An 18911-nucleotide genomic window follows, 5' to 3' on the forward strand; every position below is an offset into this window, starting at 1 on the left:
AACCAGCGTTGACACCGCCGGGATAGCGAAATCGCCCTCACATTGAGTGAACGCCCATGCCGGAAATCGCCGATTACATGTCATGGAATATTGAAAGCCTGTCCTCGAAGAAATGCGCCAAGGACGTCTTTCGCAACGTCAACGTCGCGGCCTGGATCGCCGTGCTGATCGACGAGATGCAGGCCAGCGTCATCGGCGTCATGGAAGTGACGCTCGGCACAGGTGAGCAAGCGGTGCAAGTGCTGGTCCAGGCCATCAATGATCGCAAGAAGCTTGTAGGCTCAGGCAGCAAGTGGAAATACGAGGTGTCGCAGCGAAATATTGAAGTCGCCCATACGTTCGCCCGGCGCGCCGACAAGTACGCGTTGCTTTGGGACGATGCAAACGTCAGCGTCAGCAACATGGCCGTCGCCACCAGCACCAAGGTGATCTTCGCTGACCGCAATCCACTGTTCTGGAATATGCAGGCCAAAACCGCTGGCAAGCCCAAGGAACTCAACTGCCTGCTCTGGCATGCCCCCCAGCCCAAGTATCACAAGAAAGATGCGACCATCCAGTTGTTGGCAGATCTAACCGAAGAGATCGAGATCAACACGGGCAACACGACCTTTTTGATCTCTGGCGATTTCAACTACAACACGGCCAATGCCGCTACCTATGCACCTCTGACCAGCCTGAAGTTCTCCGGTATATTCGACGGCGAAAAAACTACTCTTACCTCGTTGAAATCGTTCGTCAATGACATCGCCAATCGCGAGAAAATGATCCAGCAAGGCGATGTTGACGAGGCCTTTTTGGCAAGCGCCTACGACAACATATTCATCCGTGGCATTACCTCCAATTGGGAACTCAAGGTCTGCGTTCCCAACGTCGTCCTCCAGGAAATCATGGACAGCTTCACCTTCATGATTGTCACCCGCATGCAGCTGCAACTGGCAATGAAGAATGCCAAGATCATCAGCGACCACATGCCTATCGTCATGACTCTCGAAGAATAACCCCAGCGAACTTCGCTCTCTGATGAAGAAATGGCCATGGATATCCAAACGCTTCGCGAGAACCTCAAGATAGGGCTGGACGGGACGACAACCATCGTTGCCAGCACGGTGACCACGGCAAAATTCGCCGACTTTTACGGGCGCATTTTCGACAATAAACCTCTGACAATTTCCAATGCGAGCCCCGGTCCCGAAGACGGCGGCAATACGGTGCAGCGGGTCGGCACCGCATCGCTTTTTCGCCAAGTGGCTAACGCTCCCGTAACAGCCACTTTTGTGCTCGACCCGCAAAGCGGCGACGTCACTGTCCAGTTGGTGTTCACTTTGATTGGCACAGGACGAAACTGGAAATTTTCCGACAGTTTCCCGGATCTGCCCGTCAGCTTCGACTTCAGTTCCAGTGTCACCGCTCCCCAGACGTCGGCGCTGGACGATCTCACGCTGACCTCGGCATGGTTCTATGCACTGACCGATGCCACCGTCGTTGATATCGACTTGGGCTCCACCAAGGCGCCAGTGTCGCTGGACGCAGGGCTCGGTTTCGCCGGCATCGTTGAGCTTAGAGGCGTACTGCTGGCGCTGGAACATCTGCTGGACGTCAACGACCGTTTCGCGATCGGCGGAAACATCGTCGAACCCTCCGTGCAGGTGTCGCCGCTGCGCGAGATCGTTAACAATTTCCCATGGAAAGAACAAAACTCGCCGCCGGGCATCAGCCTGTTCGTGGACCTGGGACTGGAAGTTTCCATTTCCGAAAAGCTTGCGCTTACCCAGACGATCTTCTCGGTCTACAGTCCTTTGAGCGCGAAATGGTGGATGGCCAACCCCAGCTATGAGCCATTCATGGCGATCAGTGGTGCGCTGACGATACCCAGTGCCGGCCTGACCGTTGAGCTGTCATCGAAGATTCCCAAAGGCACTCGCAAGCTGGTGATCACCGGAGAATTCAGCGGTTTCACCCTGAGCAATCTGGCGGACCTGCTGGACCTGGCAGGCACCTCGACGCTAATCGACTACCTGCCGGGGCCACTGCAAGACGCCCTGCATGATGCCGGCAAGCTGCAGTTGCTGGACGCGGCGATCGCGCTGACGGGGTCGGGCACCGGCCTTAGCGTCGACTATGTCTACCTGACCGTTGGTATCCCGAACGCTCAATGGAAGCTGCTGGGCGATGAGTTTCTGCTCGAATCCATATCCGTTGAGTTCCATGTCACCCTGCCTTTTATCAAGCCTGCACCGGGTGCTTCGATAAATGCGTTGTTCCTGATCGGTAATGCCGCCCAAGTAAACGTTAGCGCCGGCTATCCTGATTTCTTCATTGCGGGCGAACTGGAGGACGCGGTTACGCTGCCGCTGCAGGCGCTGGTCACGCGGTACTTGCCGTCGATCCAGCCACCGGCCGATCTGACGATCGACATGCTGTCGGTCAACATCGATACCCAGGCCGGCTACAACTTTTACACCGAAATGGCCGACTCCCCAGGGTGGGTCATTCCACTGGGCCCGCACAACCTGGCCATCGAGGACATTCAATTCGGCTTGTCAAAAGGGCTCGGGGCGAACGCTAAGACCTCGGCTCAGTTTGCCGGCGGGCTGGTCTTCGACGACCGCCTGACGCTGGCCATGTCCTACGATCCCACCCAGGGGGTTGCGCTACGTGGCGCCCTGCCCCAAGTCACGTTGAACGGGCTGATCGGCTGGTTATGCAACGCTAAAGATGTACTGCCAAGCGGACTCGGCGACTTGACGTTTACTGACTCGACGCTGTTGATCACCAAGAACCAAGATCAATTCAAGCTTTCGTTCGGAACCCAGGTCGCCAACGCCGGCTCGCTGGCCTTCGAACTCCTGGACCAACAAGGTACGTGGGGCTTTGCTCTCGGTCTGGACTTGTCCCTGTGCAAGCTGTCGGCGCTGCCAGGACTTTCGTCCATCCAGACATTCCTGGATATCTTTCCTATTGCCGGCGAGGAGGTGGTGATCGTCTCCACCCTGAAGAAGTCAGATTTCACCTTCCCGGCTTTAGACCTATTTCAAAATCCGCAGATCAAGTCAAAACAAATCACCATTCCAGCCTGGTCAGGTGGACTGCAGGAAGGGTTCTACTTTTACGCACAGACCCAATTGAAGCAAAACAGGATCCTGCAAAACCTGGCCACAATGCTGTCCATTTCGCCAGACACAAACCTGAATGCAGGGATCTTCATTGGCACCGACGCCGGCACCCAGGCACGGCTCTTCGCAAATATCAGCACGGTGATCAATCGTTCGGTGACACTGAGTGGTGCCTTGGGCGTACAGATACAGGCCGAACAGGTTGAGTTCTATCTGACTGCCACCGCTCGCACCACCATCGAGTCGCAACCGATTCGCTTCGATGTCAGCTTGGCAGTAGTGGAAAACGGTGCATTCGTATCGGGCGACATGGTGGTTGAAAACGGGAATGGCACCCTCGATTTCTCGGTATTCAAACTGAAGAGCTTGGCATTCGAGCTTGGCATTTCCTTCGAGGGAGAACCTTCGATCGGATTTGCCGCCGAACTGGATATCGCCGACATCGATAGCGCCTTGGCGGTGTTCATCGACACCGTGCAACCTAGCCAGTCAATGGTGGTCGGCGCCATCAGCGACCTCAGCCTGGCCAAGGTCTTTGACGAGTTGACCGGTGCTACTGCCTCGGACTTGCCCGGATTCCTGCGCGATGTACTCACCCAGATAGCCGTGGGCCGATTGCACAGCTTCGACAGTGACTGGCAGGCCTGTCACGATGCCCTGAACCATTACGACCTGGCCAAAATTCGCGAGATGTTCGCCGCCGGCGGAGTTAACCTGCCCGCCGATAGCGGGCAGGTCCAGTTGATTGTGAACACGCCGGACCAGACTTGGTACCTGCTCGACCTTTCCACGATGTACCACTACGAAATACTGCGTAACGGGCAGCGGATCTCGGTGTCGCTGGAGGCCCAACTGTATGTTGTACCTCAGCAAGTCAGCATCGCGACACTGACGTTCCCACAGGGTTTCCACCTCTTTGCAGATATCCAGTTTCTGTGGATCCGAGAACAGATCAAGGTCGAGGTCATGCCCCAAAAAGGCATCGCCTTCAATATTGAGATGGCGCCAATCGTCATCGGCAACGACAAGCTGTTCAAGCTCACCGGCGCCCAGGGCTCGGGCGGCCCTAGTGTGCTGCTGTGCACCTTCTCGGACGCCACCAACCCGGAACCGCACTATCGAACGCCCGCATTCATGATCTCAGGCGAGGCTTATCTATTGGGTATCGGCCCGCAAATCGATATCGACGTTCGGGCCGACCATTGTCATTTTGAACTCAAGGACACCACCTTTGGAGGCTCGACCTTCAACCTCCTGGCCGATATCGACGGTATCGACTCAATCAACGCACAGGGTTCGGCCAGCGTCGGCATCAACGAGTCCATCGATCTGGGGCCGCTCGGCACGCTGACCATCGACGACACCCTCAATGCCGACCTGGCCTTCGGCAGCACAAAGCAGGGAATATTTGCCAACGCGTCGTTCAGCTTCACCTTGGCCAGCAGCACTCATGACATCGCCCGCTTCGACCTGGATATCAACGTCGGTCCTCTGGACAATCTCCCGGGCATCCTGCTGGACAAGATCAAACAGTTCTTTGTCGAATTGTTCCAGGACGCGAAGAAATGGTTGGAATATGTCTATCAGGGCATCCTGAAGGGAATTGAAGAGATCGAGCAAATCGGCAAGGTCCTCAGAGATACCTTCAAACTTGCGTGGAAGCAGGCCGCCCTCTTTCTGCAAGCCGTTGGTTATGCGGCCGAGGACGTGGAGAAGATGCTGATTGCAGTCTTCAACAAAACCCTCGAAGAGGCGCAAGAAATCGTCGACTTCCTTTACAACAGCATCAAGAACTGCGCGATGAAGAGCGGCCTGCTGGCCGCAGCATGATAGAGCGGTCATGTTTCGATTCTGCACCAGCGACTGAGAGGCCTGCAGCGACATGAAATCAGACAATGTATTCATCTTTAATATCGAGTCGGACGCACATGGAGCAGTTGCCAATAGCGCAAACGCTCTTTTCGTAAAACACACCAAAACCGACCGTATAACAAAGCGAGTCTTTTTCGTAGAAGTTGATAAGGCGCGCGCAGCAAAAATAACAAAGATCTGGATGAATGAACACTTAATAGCAGAAGCAGACCGAAAGCCCATAGATTTAAATCAAGATATTAAAACGCTACTGGAAACCCATCTGCCCGCCGGCGAATCCTCTGTCGGAGCCTATCTGGTTGCACATGCACTCGCCGGGTATTTTGCTGGCGAAGACCCGCTAATATGGGGTGACTTCCTAGGGAGCCCTCCTTGGCCTGTTTTTTCAAAAATCGTCTTTGACGCCTGTAAGGCCGCTAACCCCACACCTATTTTCACAGAAGATTACTTCGAGGATCTTTTGCAGAAGCCCGAGCTGGTTCCTCTCATTCAGAAAAACGACAAGGCAGAAGACTCCTTGAGCTTTATTTCCATGTTCCTGTACTTCTATAAAGAGCGCGTTGAAAAGAGACCCGACAAGAAAGAAGCGTTCAAAATCAGGGTCGCGGGATGGCCAAACTTCATAACGGTCGCCAGCGAGAGCTTGCAGAAGCCAATAAAAGGATACAACTTTGGCCCGGCTCATACCGATAAGGAAAGAGGCGTCTATGGCAGAAAAGTAACAGCCTTCGAGAATCCTAACAAAGCCAGCAATACCAAAGAACTTTATGGCCTGGCAAAAGACAATCGACACCTGAAGAAAAAAATAATGTACGCAGCGAAGGCAAGTGGTCAGTCAACGTTCTTTGAAATCACCCAAGATGAAGACTGGGTTGACAGATAGATTCGAAGCCGCAGGCCGTTGGCAGGTCTTTCTGGCTATCCAGTCAATTCGCAAGATTAGGCAATTATCCCCCCGGATTGTGCAATCAGCCCCATGGATTGCTTCCTATAGTTAACCAGAGCCAAACCATCTGGAGCTGGTCCCCCTATGAGCGTTCTCAACATCAACGGCCGTGAATACACGGTCGACATAGACCCTGGAACCCCCATCCTCTGGACCCTGCGCGACACGCTGGGCATGACCGGCACCAAGTTCGGCTGCGGCGCGGCGCTGTGTGGTGCCTGCACTGTGCACCTCGATGGCCAGGCCATTCGCTCCTGCGTGACGCCCATTGCCGCCGCCGAAGGCAAGCAGATCACCACCATCGAAGCGGCCACCAATGGCAGTGACCCGGTCGGCAGCGCCGTGCACGAGGCCTGGGTCAAGCACGATGTGGCGCAATGCGGCTACTGCCAGAGCGGCCAGATCATGAGCGCGACCGCCTTCCTCAAGGCCCAGCCCAAGGGCAAGCAGCCTACAGTGGCTGAAATCGATTCGGCCATGGCAGGCAATATCTGCCGCTGTGGCACCTACGCCCGTATTCGCGCCGCGGTGGCTGATGCCGCCAAAGCCCTCGCCTGATCGGAGCTCGCCATGTTGAACGACATTCTTTCCGATGAGATTCCGCGCGCCTTACAGCACATGTTTGAACGCGATGATGCCGACAGCCCCGCTACCCTTCCCCGCCGCAGCTTTCTCAAGATTGTCGGCATCGGTGGGCTGGCCCTCGGTGCGTTTCCACACCTAGCCCTGGCGCAAGAGGCCAACGCTGCCGGCGCTCAAGCGCTCAAGCCGACTCAGCAGCCCTCCGCCTTCGTGCAGATCGCGCCTAACGGCGAGGTCACGGTGACCATCAACCGGCTGGAGTTCGGCCAGGGTGTGCAGACCGGCCTGCCAATGATTCTTGCCGAAGAGCTGGATGCTGACTGGAGTCTGGTGCGCAGCCGTAACGGCAACAGCGACGTGGCCTACCAGGACCCCATCTTCGGCATGCACCTTACCGGCGGCTCCAATTCGATCAAGAACAGCTACATCCAGTACCGCGAGCTCGGTGCCCGTGCCCGCGCCATGTTGCTGGCCGCGGCCGCCGCGCGATGGCACGTCGACGTGGCGAGCCTGAGCACCCAAGCCGGCACGGTGCTCGGTCCGGACGGTCGTAAAGCAAACTACGGTGAACTGGCCGAAGCCGCGATGGCGATGCCTGTGCCCGAGAAGGTCACGCTCAAGGATCCCAAGGACTTTCGCATCATCGGCCAGGCCACCACGCGCATCGATGCCAAGGCCAAGAGCAGTGGCCAGCAGGATTTCGGCATCGACATGCACCTGCCCGGGCAGTTGACTGCCGTGGTCGCCCGGCCACCGGTATTCGGTGCCAAAATCGCCTCGTTGGATGACAGCGCGGCGCGTGCGACGAAGGGCGTAAAAGCCGTGTTGCGCGTACCGTTGGACGGCGGTGCGGAAGGCGTTGCAGTGGTGGCGGACGGTTACTGGCAGGCCAAGCAGGCACGCGATGCGCTAAAGATCGAATGGAATTCGGACGCAGTAGAAAAAGTGGACAGCGAAACCCAATTGGCTCAATACCGCGATCTGGCCGGTCAACCCGGCCCACTCCACTTCGATGCCGACATGACGCCCCTTGCCACCGCGCCGCATCAACTGGAAGCCGAGTTCATCTTCCCCTACCTCGCCCACGCCCCCATGGAGCCGCTGAACTGCACCGTGCAGCTTGCCGAGGATGGCGCCCAACTGTGGGTCGGCACGCAGTTTCCCGGTGGCGATGGTGCCGCAGCCGCCAAGGTGCTGGGTCTCAAGCCCGAACAGATCCAGGTGAACGTGCAGACCGCGGGCGGCGGCTTTGGTCGACGTGGCGTGCCCACCAACGATTTCGCCGTGCTGGCATGTGAAGTGGCCAAGGCCGCGCGCACCGCCGGGCTGAATGTACCGATCCGCACCCTCTGGAGCCGGGAAGATGACATCAAGGGTGGCTACTACCGGCCCATGCACTTGCACCGCGCACGCATCGGTTTTGATGACACCGGCAAGGTCCTGGCCTGGGACCATGCCCTGGTCGGGCAGTCGATCATCACCGGCACCGTGTTCGGCGGGCGGGTGAAAAACGGCATCGACCCTACCGCGACGGAAGGCCTGCGCAATCCTTACCCGATACCGATGCGCCTGACAGTCCATCATCCAAAACTCAACGTACCCGTACTCTGGTGGCGCAGCGTAGGCTCTACTCATACGGCCTTTGTCATGGAGACGCTGATCGATGAGATCGCCCGGACAACCAAGCAAGATCCGGTGGCCTACCGGATGAAACTGTTTGGCGATCAAAGTCCTCGCCATCGCGCGGCCCTGCAACTGGCCGTGGACAAGAGCGAATATGGTAAGCGTCAGCTCCCTGCCGGCCGTGCCTGGGGCGTGGCGGTACATGAGTCGTTCAGTTCCGTGGTGGCTTACGTCGTGGAGGCCTCGGTACAGGACGGTCGCCCGGTATTGCACCGTGCCACCGCTGGCGTTCACTGCAACCTGGCCGTCAACCCGCGCAGCGTGGAAGCCCAGGTGCAAGGCGCGGCCCTGATGGGCTTGTCCATGTGCCTGCCGGGCGGCGCCATCACGTTGAAGGACGGTGTCGTGCAACAAAGCAACTTTGCCGACTTCAGCGTGCCGCGCATTACCGACATGCCGGAGTTTGCCGTTCACATCGTGCCAAGCGCCGAACCACCTACCGGGATGGGCGAGCCCGGCCTGCCCGCGTTGGCCCCGGCTTTTGCGAATGCCATCGCGAGCCTGACGGGCAAGCCGATGCGGCAGTTGCCGTTCAAGTTGGCGTGACCGTCCGGGAACGGCAACTGTGCATCCGCCAGGTCGCGGTCAGAGATGATCTGCGTCGATCACCGCCTGGGCGAAAGCCTGCGGAGCTTCCTGCGGCAAGTTATGGCCGACACCGCCGTCGATCAGGCGATGCTCGTAGTGACCGGTGAAACGCTTGGCATAGGCTTCTGCTGGGGGATGCGGTGCGCCGTTGGCATCGCCTTCCAGGGTGATGGTCGGTACGCTGATGGCCGGGAACGCCGCCAGTTTTTTCTCCAGCGCGGCGTATTTGGCCTCGCCCTTGACCAGGCCCAGGCGCCAGCGATAGTTGAAGATCGAAACGGCGACGTGGTCGGGGTTCTGCAAGGCACCGGCGCTTCGGTCGAAGGTCGCGTCATCGAAATTCCACTTCGGCGATGCGAGTTTCCAGATCAGCTTGGCGAAGTCGTGAGTGTTCTTCTCGTAGCCCAGCCGGCCGCGCTCTGTGGCGAAGTAGAACTGATACCACCACTGCAACTCCGCGGCAGGCGGCAACGGCGCCTTGCCCGCCTCCTGGCTGCCGATCAGGTAACCGCTAACCGCCACCAGCGCTTTCACCCGTTCCGGCCAAAGGGCCGCGACAATGTCGGCGGTGCGTGCGCCCCAGTCATAACCGCCGAGCACGGCTTGCTTGATGTTCAGGGCGTCCATGAAGTCAATGAGATCGCTGGCCAGCGCCGAAGGTTGGCCGTTGCGCAGGGTCTTGGCTGACAGGAAACGTGTATCGCCAAAACCGCGAGCGTAGGGAATCAACACCCGGTAGCCTTTCTCGGCCAGTGCTGGTGCGACGTCGGCGTAGCTATGGATGTCGTAGGGCCAACCGTGCAACAGAATCACCACCGGCCCGTTGGCAGGCCCGACTTCGGCGTAGGCAACGTCCAGCAGGCCAGCCTTGACGTGCTTGAGCGGGCCGAACGAAGTGTGACTGCCGGGAGTAATGGCGCCAACCGTGCTGGCAGGCTCACTCGCAGCCACCTCGGCAGCACTGGCCTGGGATGAGGAAAACCCCAACGCCCCCAACTGCATCAAGGCGAACGCCAGGATGGAGGGTGCGAGCAGGCGCCGATGCCGGGATGCGGGTTTTTGCTTCAACTGTGTGGTGCCCATGGTTTATCTCCTTGCGAACGGCGGATGAGCTGGTGAGACGGCTTGTGCTGTCTCGATGGGGGCCATTTGACGCCGGGCAGGTATCTCGTATGTGTCACCGACCGGCCTCAAAAGAAACAGTCCGTATCGACAGGTGGCCTGGATACACAGAGATACATTTGTATCTGGAGGGCTTGACGTGCTGGGCAAACCGCGGAGTGAGGTCCATTCGGCGAATGCCGGGAGGGCTCCCGGCAGAAGTCAGCCGAACTTAGAGCGGCGAGCCTCTGACTTCCATGGATTGGACGCCGACTTGCAATTAATCAATTAAATTATCGAGCGTCACGCAGTCGCCTGCCGCTTTAAATCCATACAATTCAATCGACTGTGCAATATGAGGGGGAGGAATTACTGAATACGACCCAATCACTAAATAACAAATAGGGTTAAACTTTGATCATTGGCGTAAAATCATCCGATCATCAAATAAATGAACGCTCACCCATCGCTGCATATCTAATAAAAGTAACAATGCGACCTTTCACATAAATGCAAGCCTATCAACAAGACTTCGGCCATCGCAGTACGTGTTGGTCTGGTAGTCCGTTGGAAATTCATAATATTCAACACAATGCCTGTTGAATAAACCGAAAGCAGGCCGTTTCGAGTCTGCTTTCTTGTCCGAGGAAACACTGATGAAAAGTATATTTATTCCCCTGCTGGCCCTGGGTGCTGCCCTGACCGTGCAAGCGGCGCATGCCGTTGATGGCGAAGCACTCTTCAAGAGCAAACCCTGCGTTGGCTGCCACATGGTCGATGCTCGAATGGTGGGTCCCGGTTACAAGGAAGTAGCGGCTAAATATGCCGGGCAAGCTGACGCTTCAGCGACCCTGACTAAAAGCATCAAGGAAGGTAGCACAGGTAAATGGGGGCCCATTGCAATGCCGGCCAACCAAGTGACCGACGAAGAAGCAAAGACCTTGGCCGACTGGATCCTGACGTTGAAGTAAGCTCGCCCCAGAGAATCGCGCTGTAGGTCCTCAAGAAAGTCAATAAACCGCAGAAGTGAGCCCGGCTCTCTTCTGCGAAACGGGTCATGCATTTCCAGAGGCCGGCTTACTTTGACCCGATGGTTTGGATTACATCGCGGGAGTTTGCTGTAAAAGCGTCAGATCGATGTCCCCAAACCGCAGAACCCTGCCGCCCTGCTCGCTGGCCAGTTTGTGTGCCGCCGCCTCCTCGGAAAATGAGGCCAGGACAACGCCCATGGAACCTTTGAGCCGTGTTCCAACCACATAGTAGGCTGTGCGGGCATCCATTAGATGATGGTCGTCGGGTTTCTCCCAGGCACTTTTACCCATGTCGTGCACATACAATTTCGCCTCAGTGAGGTGATTTTCAGGCTGGAGCCACCACCCGAGCATTTCTGCGGTGGAACAGAACTTCTTGACCGTGCCTTTTTCCACGATCTCGCCTTTGGGCCCCGGAAAGTCGGCGATGACCATGCCGCAGACATGACATTCGTCACTCTGATGGAAGGCCACTGGCGCAAGGGTCGGCTTGTCTTCCGCGCGATCATTACAAGCCGCCAATCCCAAACCGATCATGATAACGACCAGGGCACGGGCCCCGGTCAGGTACAGAGTGTTCATCGCATTTGTCCCCTGGGGAATGAATCAAGTCGGCCGATGGCGAAACAGCCAATGAGCCAGCAGCAGCGAAACACCGACCCAGAGCAGCAGGCAGAGCCAGAGCATTGAAGCCGACACCGGTAAATCACTGCTCAATGCCATGAGGCCGATGGCATTTGCGCTGCCCTCGAAACCCGAAAGGTTGATCAGGCGATAAACGTCGGTCGGGTTAAGCAACAGTAACCACGGCAAGAGATCCGGGTTGAACCGGCCTTTGCTGAGCACCAGCAACGCCAGGAGTGCCAGATCGAACACCAATACGAAGAGGAACCACACACCCAGCGCCATCCCGGCAGCGCTGGATTTTTCGCTGGCCTTGCAGCTCAAGACATAAGCCAGTGCGAGAAATACCCACCCCAGTAGCGTGGAAGACACCATGAAACGACCGAACGCCCAAAGCAACAGCCCCAACTCGACGTCGTCGACCAGCAGGGCGATGGCCACGGCGGCGCAGCCAAACCCGATCAAGGTGGCCAATGCCAGAATCAGGCCGTGACCGACAAATTTGCCCAACAGAATTTGTCCGCGACCCAGGGGGTAGGTCAGCAATAGCATCAGTGTGCCACCCTCCTCCTCCCCGACAATGGCATCGTAGGCCAGCAACAGGGCAATCAGCGGCATCAGGAACGTCGCCAGGCTGGCGAGGCTGGCGATGGTTGCTGGAATCGAGGTAAAGCCCACTTGCCCGGAGGCCGCCGCACCAAGCCAGGCGATCCCTACTGCCAGGACGGCGAACAGCAGACTGATTGCCAGCAGCCAGCGGTTACGTAGACCGTCGCTGAATTCCTTGGCGGCGATATTCCAGATCTGCGTCATGAATGAATGCCTTCAGGGTCAGTGACCGCATGGCTCATGTAGTAGCCATAAAGGTCTTCAAGGGAGGGTTGCTGAATCTCGATATCCTGCGGTCGATCCTCGTGAAACAACTGGCGCAACAGATCGACTTTGTGGCCATTGACCGCCATCACCTCAATCCCGTTGCCCCCCAACGCCGTGGCGTTGTGTCCAGCCGCATTCCAACGCTGCAACCACTGCTCGCGTTGGGACAGTCCGCTGACCCGAATGCGCGCCGGCAAGTCGGCCTCTTCGCGCAGGCTCGACAGGCTACCGATCGCCCGCAAGCAGCCATTGACCAGGATGGCCGCACGGTTGATATGCACTTCGACTCCCGCCAACACATGGGAACACAGAATGATGCTGGCGCCTTGTTGGCGCAGACGGTCGATCAACAGGTAAAGCTCTTGGGTGGCGATTGGGTCGAGACCGACCGTGGGCTCGTCCAACAGCAGCAGGCGTGGTGCACCAAGCACTGCCTGAGCCAACCCCAGACGCTGGCGCATGCCTTTTGAGTAGGTTTTCACACGCCGGTCCGCGGCGCCGGCAAGTCCCACCTGTTCGAGCAGATCGTCCACTTGCGTCAGCGCCGCCCCCTTGAGGCGAGCAAAATAGCGCAGCGTTTCGCGGCCGCTGAGTTGCGGATAGAACGTGACGTTTTCCGGTAGGTAACCGAGCTGGCGACGCACCTCGGTTTGTGCTGGGCGGCAACCGAGCACATGCACTTGACCGGCACTGGCCTTGAGCAGTCCCAGGATCAGCTTCATCACCGTGGTCTTGCCCGCCCCATTGTGGCCGAACAACCCTAGCACCTCGCCTTCCGCCAAGCTCAAGGTCAAGTCACGCAACACGGTCATGCTGCCGTAACGCTGGCTGACGCCTTCAATATCGACCGCGTTCATAGGGCTGGCTGCTGTGTTTGGGGCAGGGTCGGAAGATTTATCAACGGATAACTGTCCTTGACCCCCGGTGATTTCGTCACCGGGAAGCTCTGCTGTACCCAGCGCAGTAATTGGATGCTCGGGCTGTTCATCAACAAGCGAACCTGCGGGTACAGCCAGAGCAGACGGTCAACGTTGTCATTGGGTTCATAGATCACGTCGCCAATCCCATTGTTATCGCGATCCCAGCCCAGGTAGTCACTCCAGTAATTGCCGTGACCATCGGCCGACCACTCCTGCGTGCGGCTGGCGACGTATTTGACCTGCTGCTGATTGCCGACGAAGGCGTTGTCGGCAATACGGTTGTCTTCGGAGCCGGCGGTGAGGTGGATGCCCACGGCGCTGCGCTCGAAATGGTTGTGTTCGATGACATTGAACAGCGAGTTGTAGATGAACAGCGCCTTGCCCTCGGCACCGCTGACCATACCGCCATCGGCGGACCCGCTGCGCACGTCGCTGATGAAGTTGTCGCGCAGTTCGGAATAGGTGATGTAGTTCATGAGAATGCCGTAGCCCTCGTCCTGCTCGGAGCGATTGCCGATCACCGTCAGCTTGCGGCTCTGCATCAATGCGTAGCCGGTGCGCGTGCGGCGGGTGGTATTGCCCAGCAACTGGTTGTCGTTGGCATACATGTAATGCACACCGTAGCGAAGGTCTTCCAAGGTATTGCCCTGCAACAAGTTGCCATTTGAGGTATCGATGTAAATCCCGTCGCGGGTCATTCGCACGTGATTACCCACCACCCGTGCGCCGCGCACCGCATACAGGTGAATCCCGTTGCCGCGATCCTGTGAGCGAATGCTCGGGTCACCTTCGATGTCGTTGTCGATCAGGCTGACATCGTGGGTGCTGTCCACCCAAATGCCGAATCCGGGGCCTCTCATGCGGTTATGACGTATCACCGCGCGTTGGGCCTTGGGGCCGATGAAAACAGCCGAGTTCATTGACGTCATGTCGCGCCCCCAATCGAGCAATGTGCACCCCTCGATGCGTACATCGGGCGCGCTGATGAGCAGCGCGTTGCCCTGCCCTCCCGCGTGGATCACCGCGCCTTTTGCGCAATCGATCTGCATTGACTGATCGACACTGAACTGCCCTTGGTAGTCACCCGCCGGCAGAATCCAGTGGTGGTCGCCGTCGGGTACCAAGGGCAGTTCCGTGATGGGGCGTGGCGCCGCCTGGGCGAGCGCCGATACAAACACCAACAGCAAGAGCGCCGTGCCGGGTAATGGACTGTTGACCAAGGCTCTGAACACGGCGCCTACCCTTTTTCGCGGCCTGGATGCGCCACGCCGCTCAAGCTCGCTCGACCAGCATCCGGCCGACCATTTCCATGTGCAACGCATGGCAGAACCAGCTGCAGTAATACCAGTGCAAGCCAGGTTTGTCGGCAATGAAGGTGATGGACGAGGTCTGCTGTGGGCTGATCTCCATGCTCACCCCGTGGTTGGTCATGACGAACCCGTGGCTGACATCTTCCACTTTATCGATGTTGGTGATGGTCACCGTCACCTCGTCACCTTGCTTGACGGTGAACTCAGTGACCCCATAAACCGGGGCCATCGACGTCATGTACACCCGCACTTTCTTGCCGTCATGGATGACTTTGTTGTCGCTCTCCAGCTTGATCCCGTCTTTGGCGGCAATCGCCACGGTTTCAGCGAAGAACGGATCGTTGCGATCCCAGATTTTCTTGGTTCTGATCTGGTCTCGACGGGCCATGACGCAGTCGTGTGGTTCGGCAAATGCCGGGCCGTCGTGCACCAGCTTCATCTCTTCGCCGGAAATATCGATCAACTGGTCGTTTTCCGGATGCAGCGGACCGGTCGACAGGAAGCGGTCTTTGGAGAACTTGCTGAGCACCACCAGCCACTGGCCGTCGGCCTCACTGGTTTCGGTCAGCGAGGCATGGTTGTGCCCGGGTTGGTACTGCACGTCGAGCTTCTGCTTGATGTAGTTGACCTTCTCGCCCTTGTAGGCGCGGATAGCTTCTTCCACGTTCCACTTCACCACCTGGCTGTCGATGAACAAGGTGGTATAGGCATTTCCCCGGCCATCATAGGTGGTGTGCAACGGCCCCAGGCCCAGTTCAGGCTCACCGACTACCACGTCGCGGGGGTCTTTGAGTTTGTCGTTGAACAGATCGTCCAGTTTCGCGGTGGCGATGATGGTGCACGTGGGCGAGAGTTTGCCGGCGGCAATGAAGTACTTGCCATCGGGCGAGGTATTGAGCCCATGGGGGTTCTTCGGCACCGGAATGTAGCGGGTGAATTCGGAATCCTTGCCTTCGGTTTTACGACCATCCACCACCGGTACCTTGGAGCCGTCCAGGGTGATGAATTTACCGGCCTTGATCGCCGCTTCGATGCGCGGGATGTTGAACACCACCACCCAGTCGCGCTCGTTGCGCATCATGCCGCCGAGGTCGTAGGCCTTCTCGGAGTTGTAGCAGGTGCTCGCGGCATACTTGCCGGTGTAGTCGGCATCGGTGTTGTCCAGGTTGCCGTCGACGATCACCTGGAAAGCCATTTCCATTTTCTCGGCGTCGACGGCGTTGAACATAGTGAAGCTGTTCTTGTCTTGCAGGTCGAAGGTATGGCCGTCGTTAGGGTGCGGGATCACGAACTCGGCATTGGCAAACACGTATTTGGTGTGCGGCATCTTTTGCAGGCGCAGGCCATGGATGGCTTGCACGTTGGGCACCGTGAGCATCTTGTCGCACTTCATGATGTCCAGGCGAATCCGTGCAATCCGGGAGTTGGCCTTGTCATTGATAAACAGGTATTTACCGTCGTATTTACCGTCGGTCATGGACAAGTGCGGATGGTGGCAGTCGCCATTCTGGAATCTTGCGCTGTCGCCCAGTATTCGCTTGCTTTCGTTGGTCAAGCCCCAGCCGGTGGCCGAATCGACGTTGAACACCGGGATACGCAATAGCTCGCGCATCGACGGAATACCCATGATCCGCACTTCGCCCTGATGGCCGCCGCTCCAGAATCCGTAGTACTGGTCCAACTCGCCCGGCGCCACGTGAATTTTCGACTGCGCATCCTTGGCCGCTGCCGCCCAGGATTCGCGGGTGAATACCACGCTGCCAAGGGCAGTGCTACCTGCCAGCGCGACGCCGGTCAGGGCTGAGGCACCGAGGAATCCGCGTCGGTTGAGGACCGCGTCATTGACAGAGGCATGATCTTTTTTCGATTTTTTATCGCTCACGGGGCTTGCTCCATTGGGGGCGGATATCAATAAGGCTTGTCAATCGGTTCTTGTTCCCTCACTTGCGGCGAGGGTGGTCAGGGCTTGAACACTTGCACCACCGGAATCAACTCGGCGTGCTCTGGCACGGGCGCCGGTTTGTCCCGCGTTTTGCGCTTGTTCTTGAGCACCAACGGCGGGCATTTGTTTTCGTTGTGGTAAGTCATCTGGCAATCGAGGCAGTAGTGACACTCGTTGGCGTTGATATGGCCATCCGGGTGAATCGCCTGGATTTCACATTCCTTGGCGCACAGCTGGCAGGGAGCGCCACACTCTTTGCGTCGTTTAAGCCAGTCGAACAGACGCAGCTTGCTGGGAATGGCCAGCGCGGCACCCAACGGGCAAACGTAGCGGCAGTAGACCTTACGGGTAAAAATATTGATGACCAGCAGCGCCACGGCGTAGGCCACAAACCACCACTGGCGATCGAATTTCAGGGTGATGGCGGTCTTGAACGGTTCCACTTCGGCAAATTGCTCGGCGGTGCTCATCGACTCCAGCGAGATGCCGAACAGTACCAGCAGGATGATGTACTTCACGGCCCACAAGCGTTCATGCAACGCAAAAGGCAACTCATATTGCGGAATCTTCAACTTGCGCGAGGCTTCGTTGATCAATTCCTGCAATGCGCCGAAGGGACACAACCAACCGCAGAACACCCCTCGGCCCCACAGCAGAATGCTGGCGGCGGTGAAGGTCCAGAGAATGAAAACGATCGGGTCGGTGAGAAACAGTTCCCAGCGAAAATTCTCAAACAGTGCATGGGCGAAGGTCAGGACATTGACCACTGAAATCTGCCCCAGGGCATACCAGCCGATGAACACTACGGTGAACACCAGGTAAACCCGCCGCAACCAATGGAGAAAACGTGGGTATTTGGTGAAAGTGTCCTGCAGGAACAGAATCACCATCAGTACAGCAAGGGCCGTACACAGAATCCCGATCTGAAAAGCTTTCTGATACCAGATATTGACCCATGTCGGCCTGTTGGCAACTTTGACGGCCTCCAGCTCTTGAGCAGTAGGCGGTGGACGCAAGAGGTACTGCTCGGGCAACTGGTAGGACAAGTCAAAGCTGCTGAAGGTGCCACCTACCGCGCCGGTCTGGCGTCGCACCAGCAACTCGAGGGACCAAGGCGCTCCCGGATCGAACCGGACAGGTTCGCGCACAATGAAAATAGACATTTCATTGAACTCGGGCATGCCCTTGGCAAAGACGTCGGACAGTCGCTGGTGGTCCATGTCGCGAAAGCTGATGATGTTGCCGAACTGACGCAATTGCACCCGATCGAAAATCCCCCCGCGCACATAGCCCGAGCCTTTATAGGAATAGAGACCGCGGCCCAGCACTGCGATAGCTTGCTCGCCTGGCTTGAGGTCTTGCATCAGGAAACGGTATTGATTGTCGCCCAGCAGGTTGCGACCTATGGCCGGCGGGTTCAGGTCGGCTGTGTACAGCTCGATAAACGTGTCATTCGTCTGCTCGGGGGTGGCATTGTCAAACCCCTCGGCTTCAGTGCCCTTGAACGCCGCGTCGACCTGGCCACGGGTCAGGTTCAGCCGACGAATCGCGCCGTTACCCGTCAGTTGCTCCCAGGTGGCAGGCTCGAAAAAGTCCTCGCGCACCGTGGCAGGCTTCTGCGCAATGCCTGCGTTGTCCTCGATCAACTTGAGCGATACGGCCACCTTGTGTGCAGCGCGCATGATGATTTCATTGACCACCATGACCGTCACCGTAGCCCCGGCGATCCCATCGACCGACACCGCCGCCGGATCACTGGAGTGCCCTACCACCACCCTCCGATCGGCCTTGACCCCCTTGTATTTGGCATCGAAGGCATGCAGTTTTTCCACGGGGATACCGACCAACAGAATCGGCTCATGGTGTTCCAGGACGTAGGCATCCTGGATAACACCGTGGGTGTCGAGGATGACCTGCATGTTGATCGGTTTGCCCGAATAAGCCGGGATATCCACCACGTCCTGACTCTGGAACACATAGCCGAGCGGATTTTTTCCGGTGCTGATGGTGCGAACCTTGAACTCGCCGACGGGTTCGGAGAGGTTATCGCTGTTGGGGAAAATGGTTTCTATACGCTGCTGCTCGAGCCCGCCGTATTCTTTTGCCTGTAATCCACTGCCCCCACAAAACAGCATAATCAACATCAGCATCAGCCCATATTTAAAGGGATACCGGTTATTGGGCTTTGCGGGGGAGAAAATAATCATCGATGCATTGAGCGTTCAACCGCCACCGAATAAATAATCGGGACGATGGGGCTCGAGGGCCTGTTTATTAGAATATAGGCTCCAGACAGTGCTCTTTAAATACGTCCATAGCAATC

Annotated in this window: 13 protein-coding genes; 6 read left to right on the top strand and 7 right to left on the bottom strand. The window is 57.5% G+C overall.

Features of this window, described 5'->3' with window-relative positions:
- Positions 1-56 precede the first annotated feature (56 nt).
- The 5 genes from CD58_RS14375 to CD58_RS14395 all read left to right on the top strand — a co-directional run bounded on the left by CD58_RS14375 (position 57) and on the right by CD58_RS14395 (position 8742).
- The gene (locus CD58_RS14375) at positions 57-998 is read left to right on the top strand and encodes a hypothetical protein (RefSeq protein WP_025213697.1); all 942 of its coding nucleotides are present in this window, start codon (positions 57-59) and stop codon (positions 996-998) included.
- 36 nt (positions 999-1034) lie between these two features.
- Positions 1035-4943: a hypothetical protein gene (locus CD58_RS14380; RefSeq protein ID WP_025213698.1), complete on the top strand. Its 3909-nt coding sequence runs from the start codon at positions 1035-1037 to the stop codon at positions 4941-4943.
- A 52-nt stretch (positions 4944-4995) separates the two neighbouring features.
- Entirely contained in the window at positions 4996-5868 is an 873-nt protein-coding gene (locus CD58_RS14385) for a hypothetical protein (protein ID WP_025213699.1), read from the top strand.
- A gap of 147 nt (positions 5869-6015) precedes the next feature.
- On the top strand, positions 6016-6489 hold the full coding sequence (locus CD58_RS14390; protein WP_025213700.1) for a (2Fe-2S)-binding protein: 474 nt from the start codon (positions 6016-6018) through the stop codon (positions 6487-6489).
- A 12-nt stretch (positions 6490-6501) separates the two neighbouring features.
- Complete coding sequence (locus CD58_RS14395) at positions 6502-8742, top strand: xanthine dehydrogenase family protein molybdopterin-binding subunit (protein WP_025213701.1); 2241 nt, start codon at positions 6502-6504, stop codon at positions 8740-8742.
- Positions 8743-8781: 39 nt separating this feature from the next.
- Here the strand turns inward: CD58_RS14395 and CD58_RS14400 are convergent, their stop codons facing one another.
- Positions 8782-9867: an alpha/beta fold hydrolase gene (locus CD58_RS14400; protein ID WP_025213702.1), complete on the bottom strand. Its 1086-nt coding sequence runs from the start codon at positions 9865-9867 to the stop codon at positions 8782-8784.
- Positions 9868-10541: 674 nt separating this feature from the next.
- Between CD58_RS14400 and CD58_RS14405 the strand changes: the two genes are divergently transcribed.
- Positions 10542-10856 carry a c-type cytochrome gene (locus CD58_RS14405; protein WP_025213703.1) on the top strand — a complete coding sequence of 105 codons (315 nt, stop codon included), beginning with the start codon at positions 10542-10544 and terminating at the stop codon, positions 10854-10856.
- A 129-nt stretch (positions 10857-10985) separates the two neighbouring features.
- Here CD58_RS14405 and CD58_RS14410 read toward each other — a convergent pair whose 3' ends face one another.
- The 6 genes from CD58_RS14410 to nosR all read right to left on the bottom strand — a co-directional run bounded on the left by CD58_RS14410 (position 10986) and on the right by nosR (position 18738).
- Complete coding sequence (locus tag CD58_RS14410) at positions 10986-11498, bottom strand: nitrous oxide reductase accessory protein NosL (protein WP_025213704.1); 513 nt, start codon at positions 11496-11498, stop codon at positions 10986-10988.
- 24 nt (positions 11499-11522) lie between these two features.
- On the bottom strand, positions 11523-12353 hold the full coding sequence (locus tag CD58_RS14415; protein WP_025213705.1) for an ABC transporter permease: 831 nt from the start codon (positions 12351-12353) through the stop codon (positions 11523-11525).
- The gene (locus tag CD58_RS14420; RefSeq protein ID WP_025213706.1) at positions 12350-13273 is read right to left on the bottom strand and encodes an ABC transporter ATP-binding protein; all 924 of its coding nucleotides are present in this window, start codon (positions 13271-13273) and stop codon (positions 12350-12352) included. Before CD58_RS14420 ends, CD58_RS14415 begins: the two co-directional genes overlap by 4 nt.
- The gene (locus CD58_RS14425; protein WP_419178839.1) at positions 13270-14523 is read right to left on the bottom strand and encodes a nitrous oxide reductase family maturation protein NosD; all 1254 of its coding nucleotides are present in this window, start codon (positions 14521-14523) and stop codon (positions 13270-13272) included. Before CD58_RS14425 ends, CD58_RS14420 begins: the two co-directional genes overlap by 4 nt.
- A gap of 85 nt (positions 14524-14608) precedes the next feature.
- Positions 14609-16528, bottom strand: coding sequence for a TAT-dependent nitrous-oxide reductase (gene nosZ, locus CD58_RS14430; RefSeq protein ID WP_025213708.1), 1920 nt, complete (start codon positions 16526-16528; stop codon positions 14609-14611).
- Positions 16529-16605: 77 nt separating this feature from the next.
- Complete coding sequence (nosR, locus tag CD58_RS14435) at positions 16606-18738, bottom strand: transcriptional regulator NosR (protein WP_025213709.1); 2133 nt, start codon at positions 18736-18738, stop codon at positions 16606-16608.
- Between the last annotated feature and the right edge of the window lie 173 nt (positions 18739-18911).

Origin of the sequence: Pseudomonas brassicacearum, assembly GCF_000585995.1 — a bacterium.
Lineage (GTDB): Bacteria > Pseudomonadota > Gammaproteobacteria > Pseudomonadales > Pseudomonadaceae > Aquipseudomonas > Aquipseudomonas brassicacearum_A.

Coding starts and splice junctions, on each gene's coding strand:
- CD58_RS14375 (WP_025213697.1), top strand. CDS start 57: ATGCCGGAAATCGCCGATTACATGTCATGGAATATTGAAAGCCTGTCC.
- CD58_RS14380 (WP_025213698.1), top strand. CDS start 1,035: ATGGATATCCAAACGCTTCGCGAGAACCTCAAGATAGGGCTGGACGGG.
- CD58_RS14385 (WP_025213699.1), top strand. CDS start 4,996: ATGAAATCAGACAATGTATTCATCTTTAATATCGAGTCGGACGCACAT.
- CD58_RS14390 (WP_025213700.1), top strand. CDS start 6,016: ATGAGCGTTCTCAACATCAACGGCCGTGAATACACGGTCGACATAGAC.
- CD58_RS14395 (WP_025213701.1), top strand. CDS start 6,502: ATGTTGAACGACATTCTTTCCGATGAGATTCCGCGCGCCTTACAGCAC.
- CD58_RS14400 (WP_025213702.1), bottom strand. CDS start 9,867: ATGGGCACCACACAGTTGAAGCAAAAACCCGCATCCCGGCATCGGCGC.
- CD58_RS14405 (WP_025213703.1), top strand. CDS start 10,542: ATGAAAAGTATATTTATTCCCCTGCTGGCCCTGGGTGCTGCCCTGACC.
- CD58_RS14410 (WP_025213704.1), bottom strand. CDS start 11,498: ATGAACACTCTGTACCTGACCGGGGCCCGTGCCCTGGTCGTTATCATG.
- CD58_RS14415 (WP_025213705.1), bottom strand. CDS start 12,353: ATGACGCAGATCTGGAATATCGCCGCCAAGGAATTCAGCGACGGTCTA.
- CD58_RS14420 (WP_025213706.1), bottom strand. CDS start 13,273: ATGAACGCGGTCGATATTGAAGGCGTCAGCCAGCGTTACGGCAGCATG.
- nosR (WP_025213709.1), bottom strand. CDS start 18,738: ATGCTGATGTTGATTATGCTGTTTTGTGGGGGCAGTGGATTACAGGCA.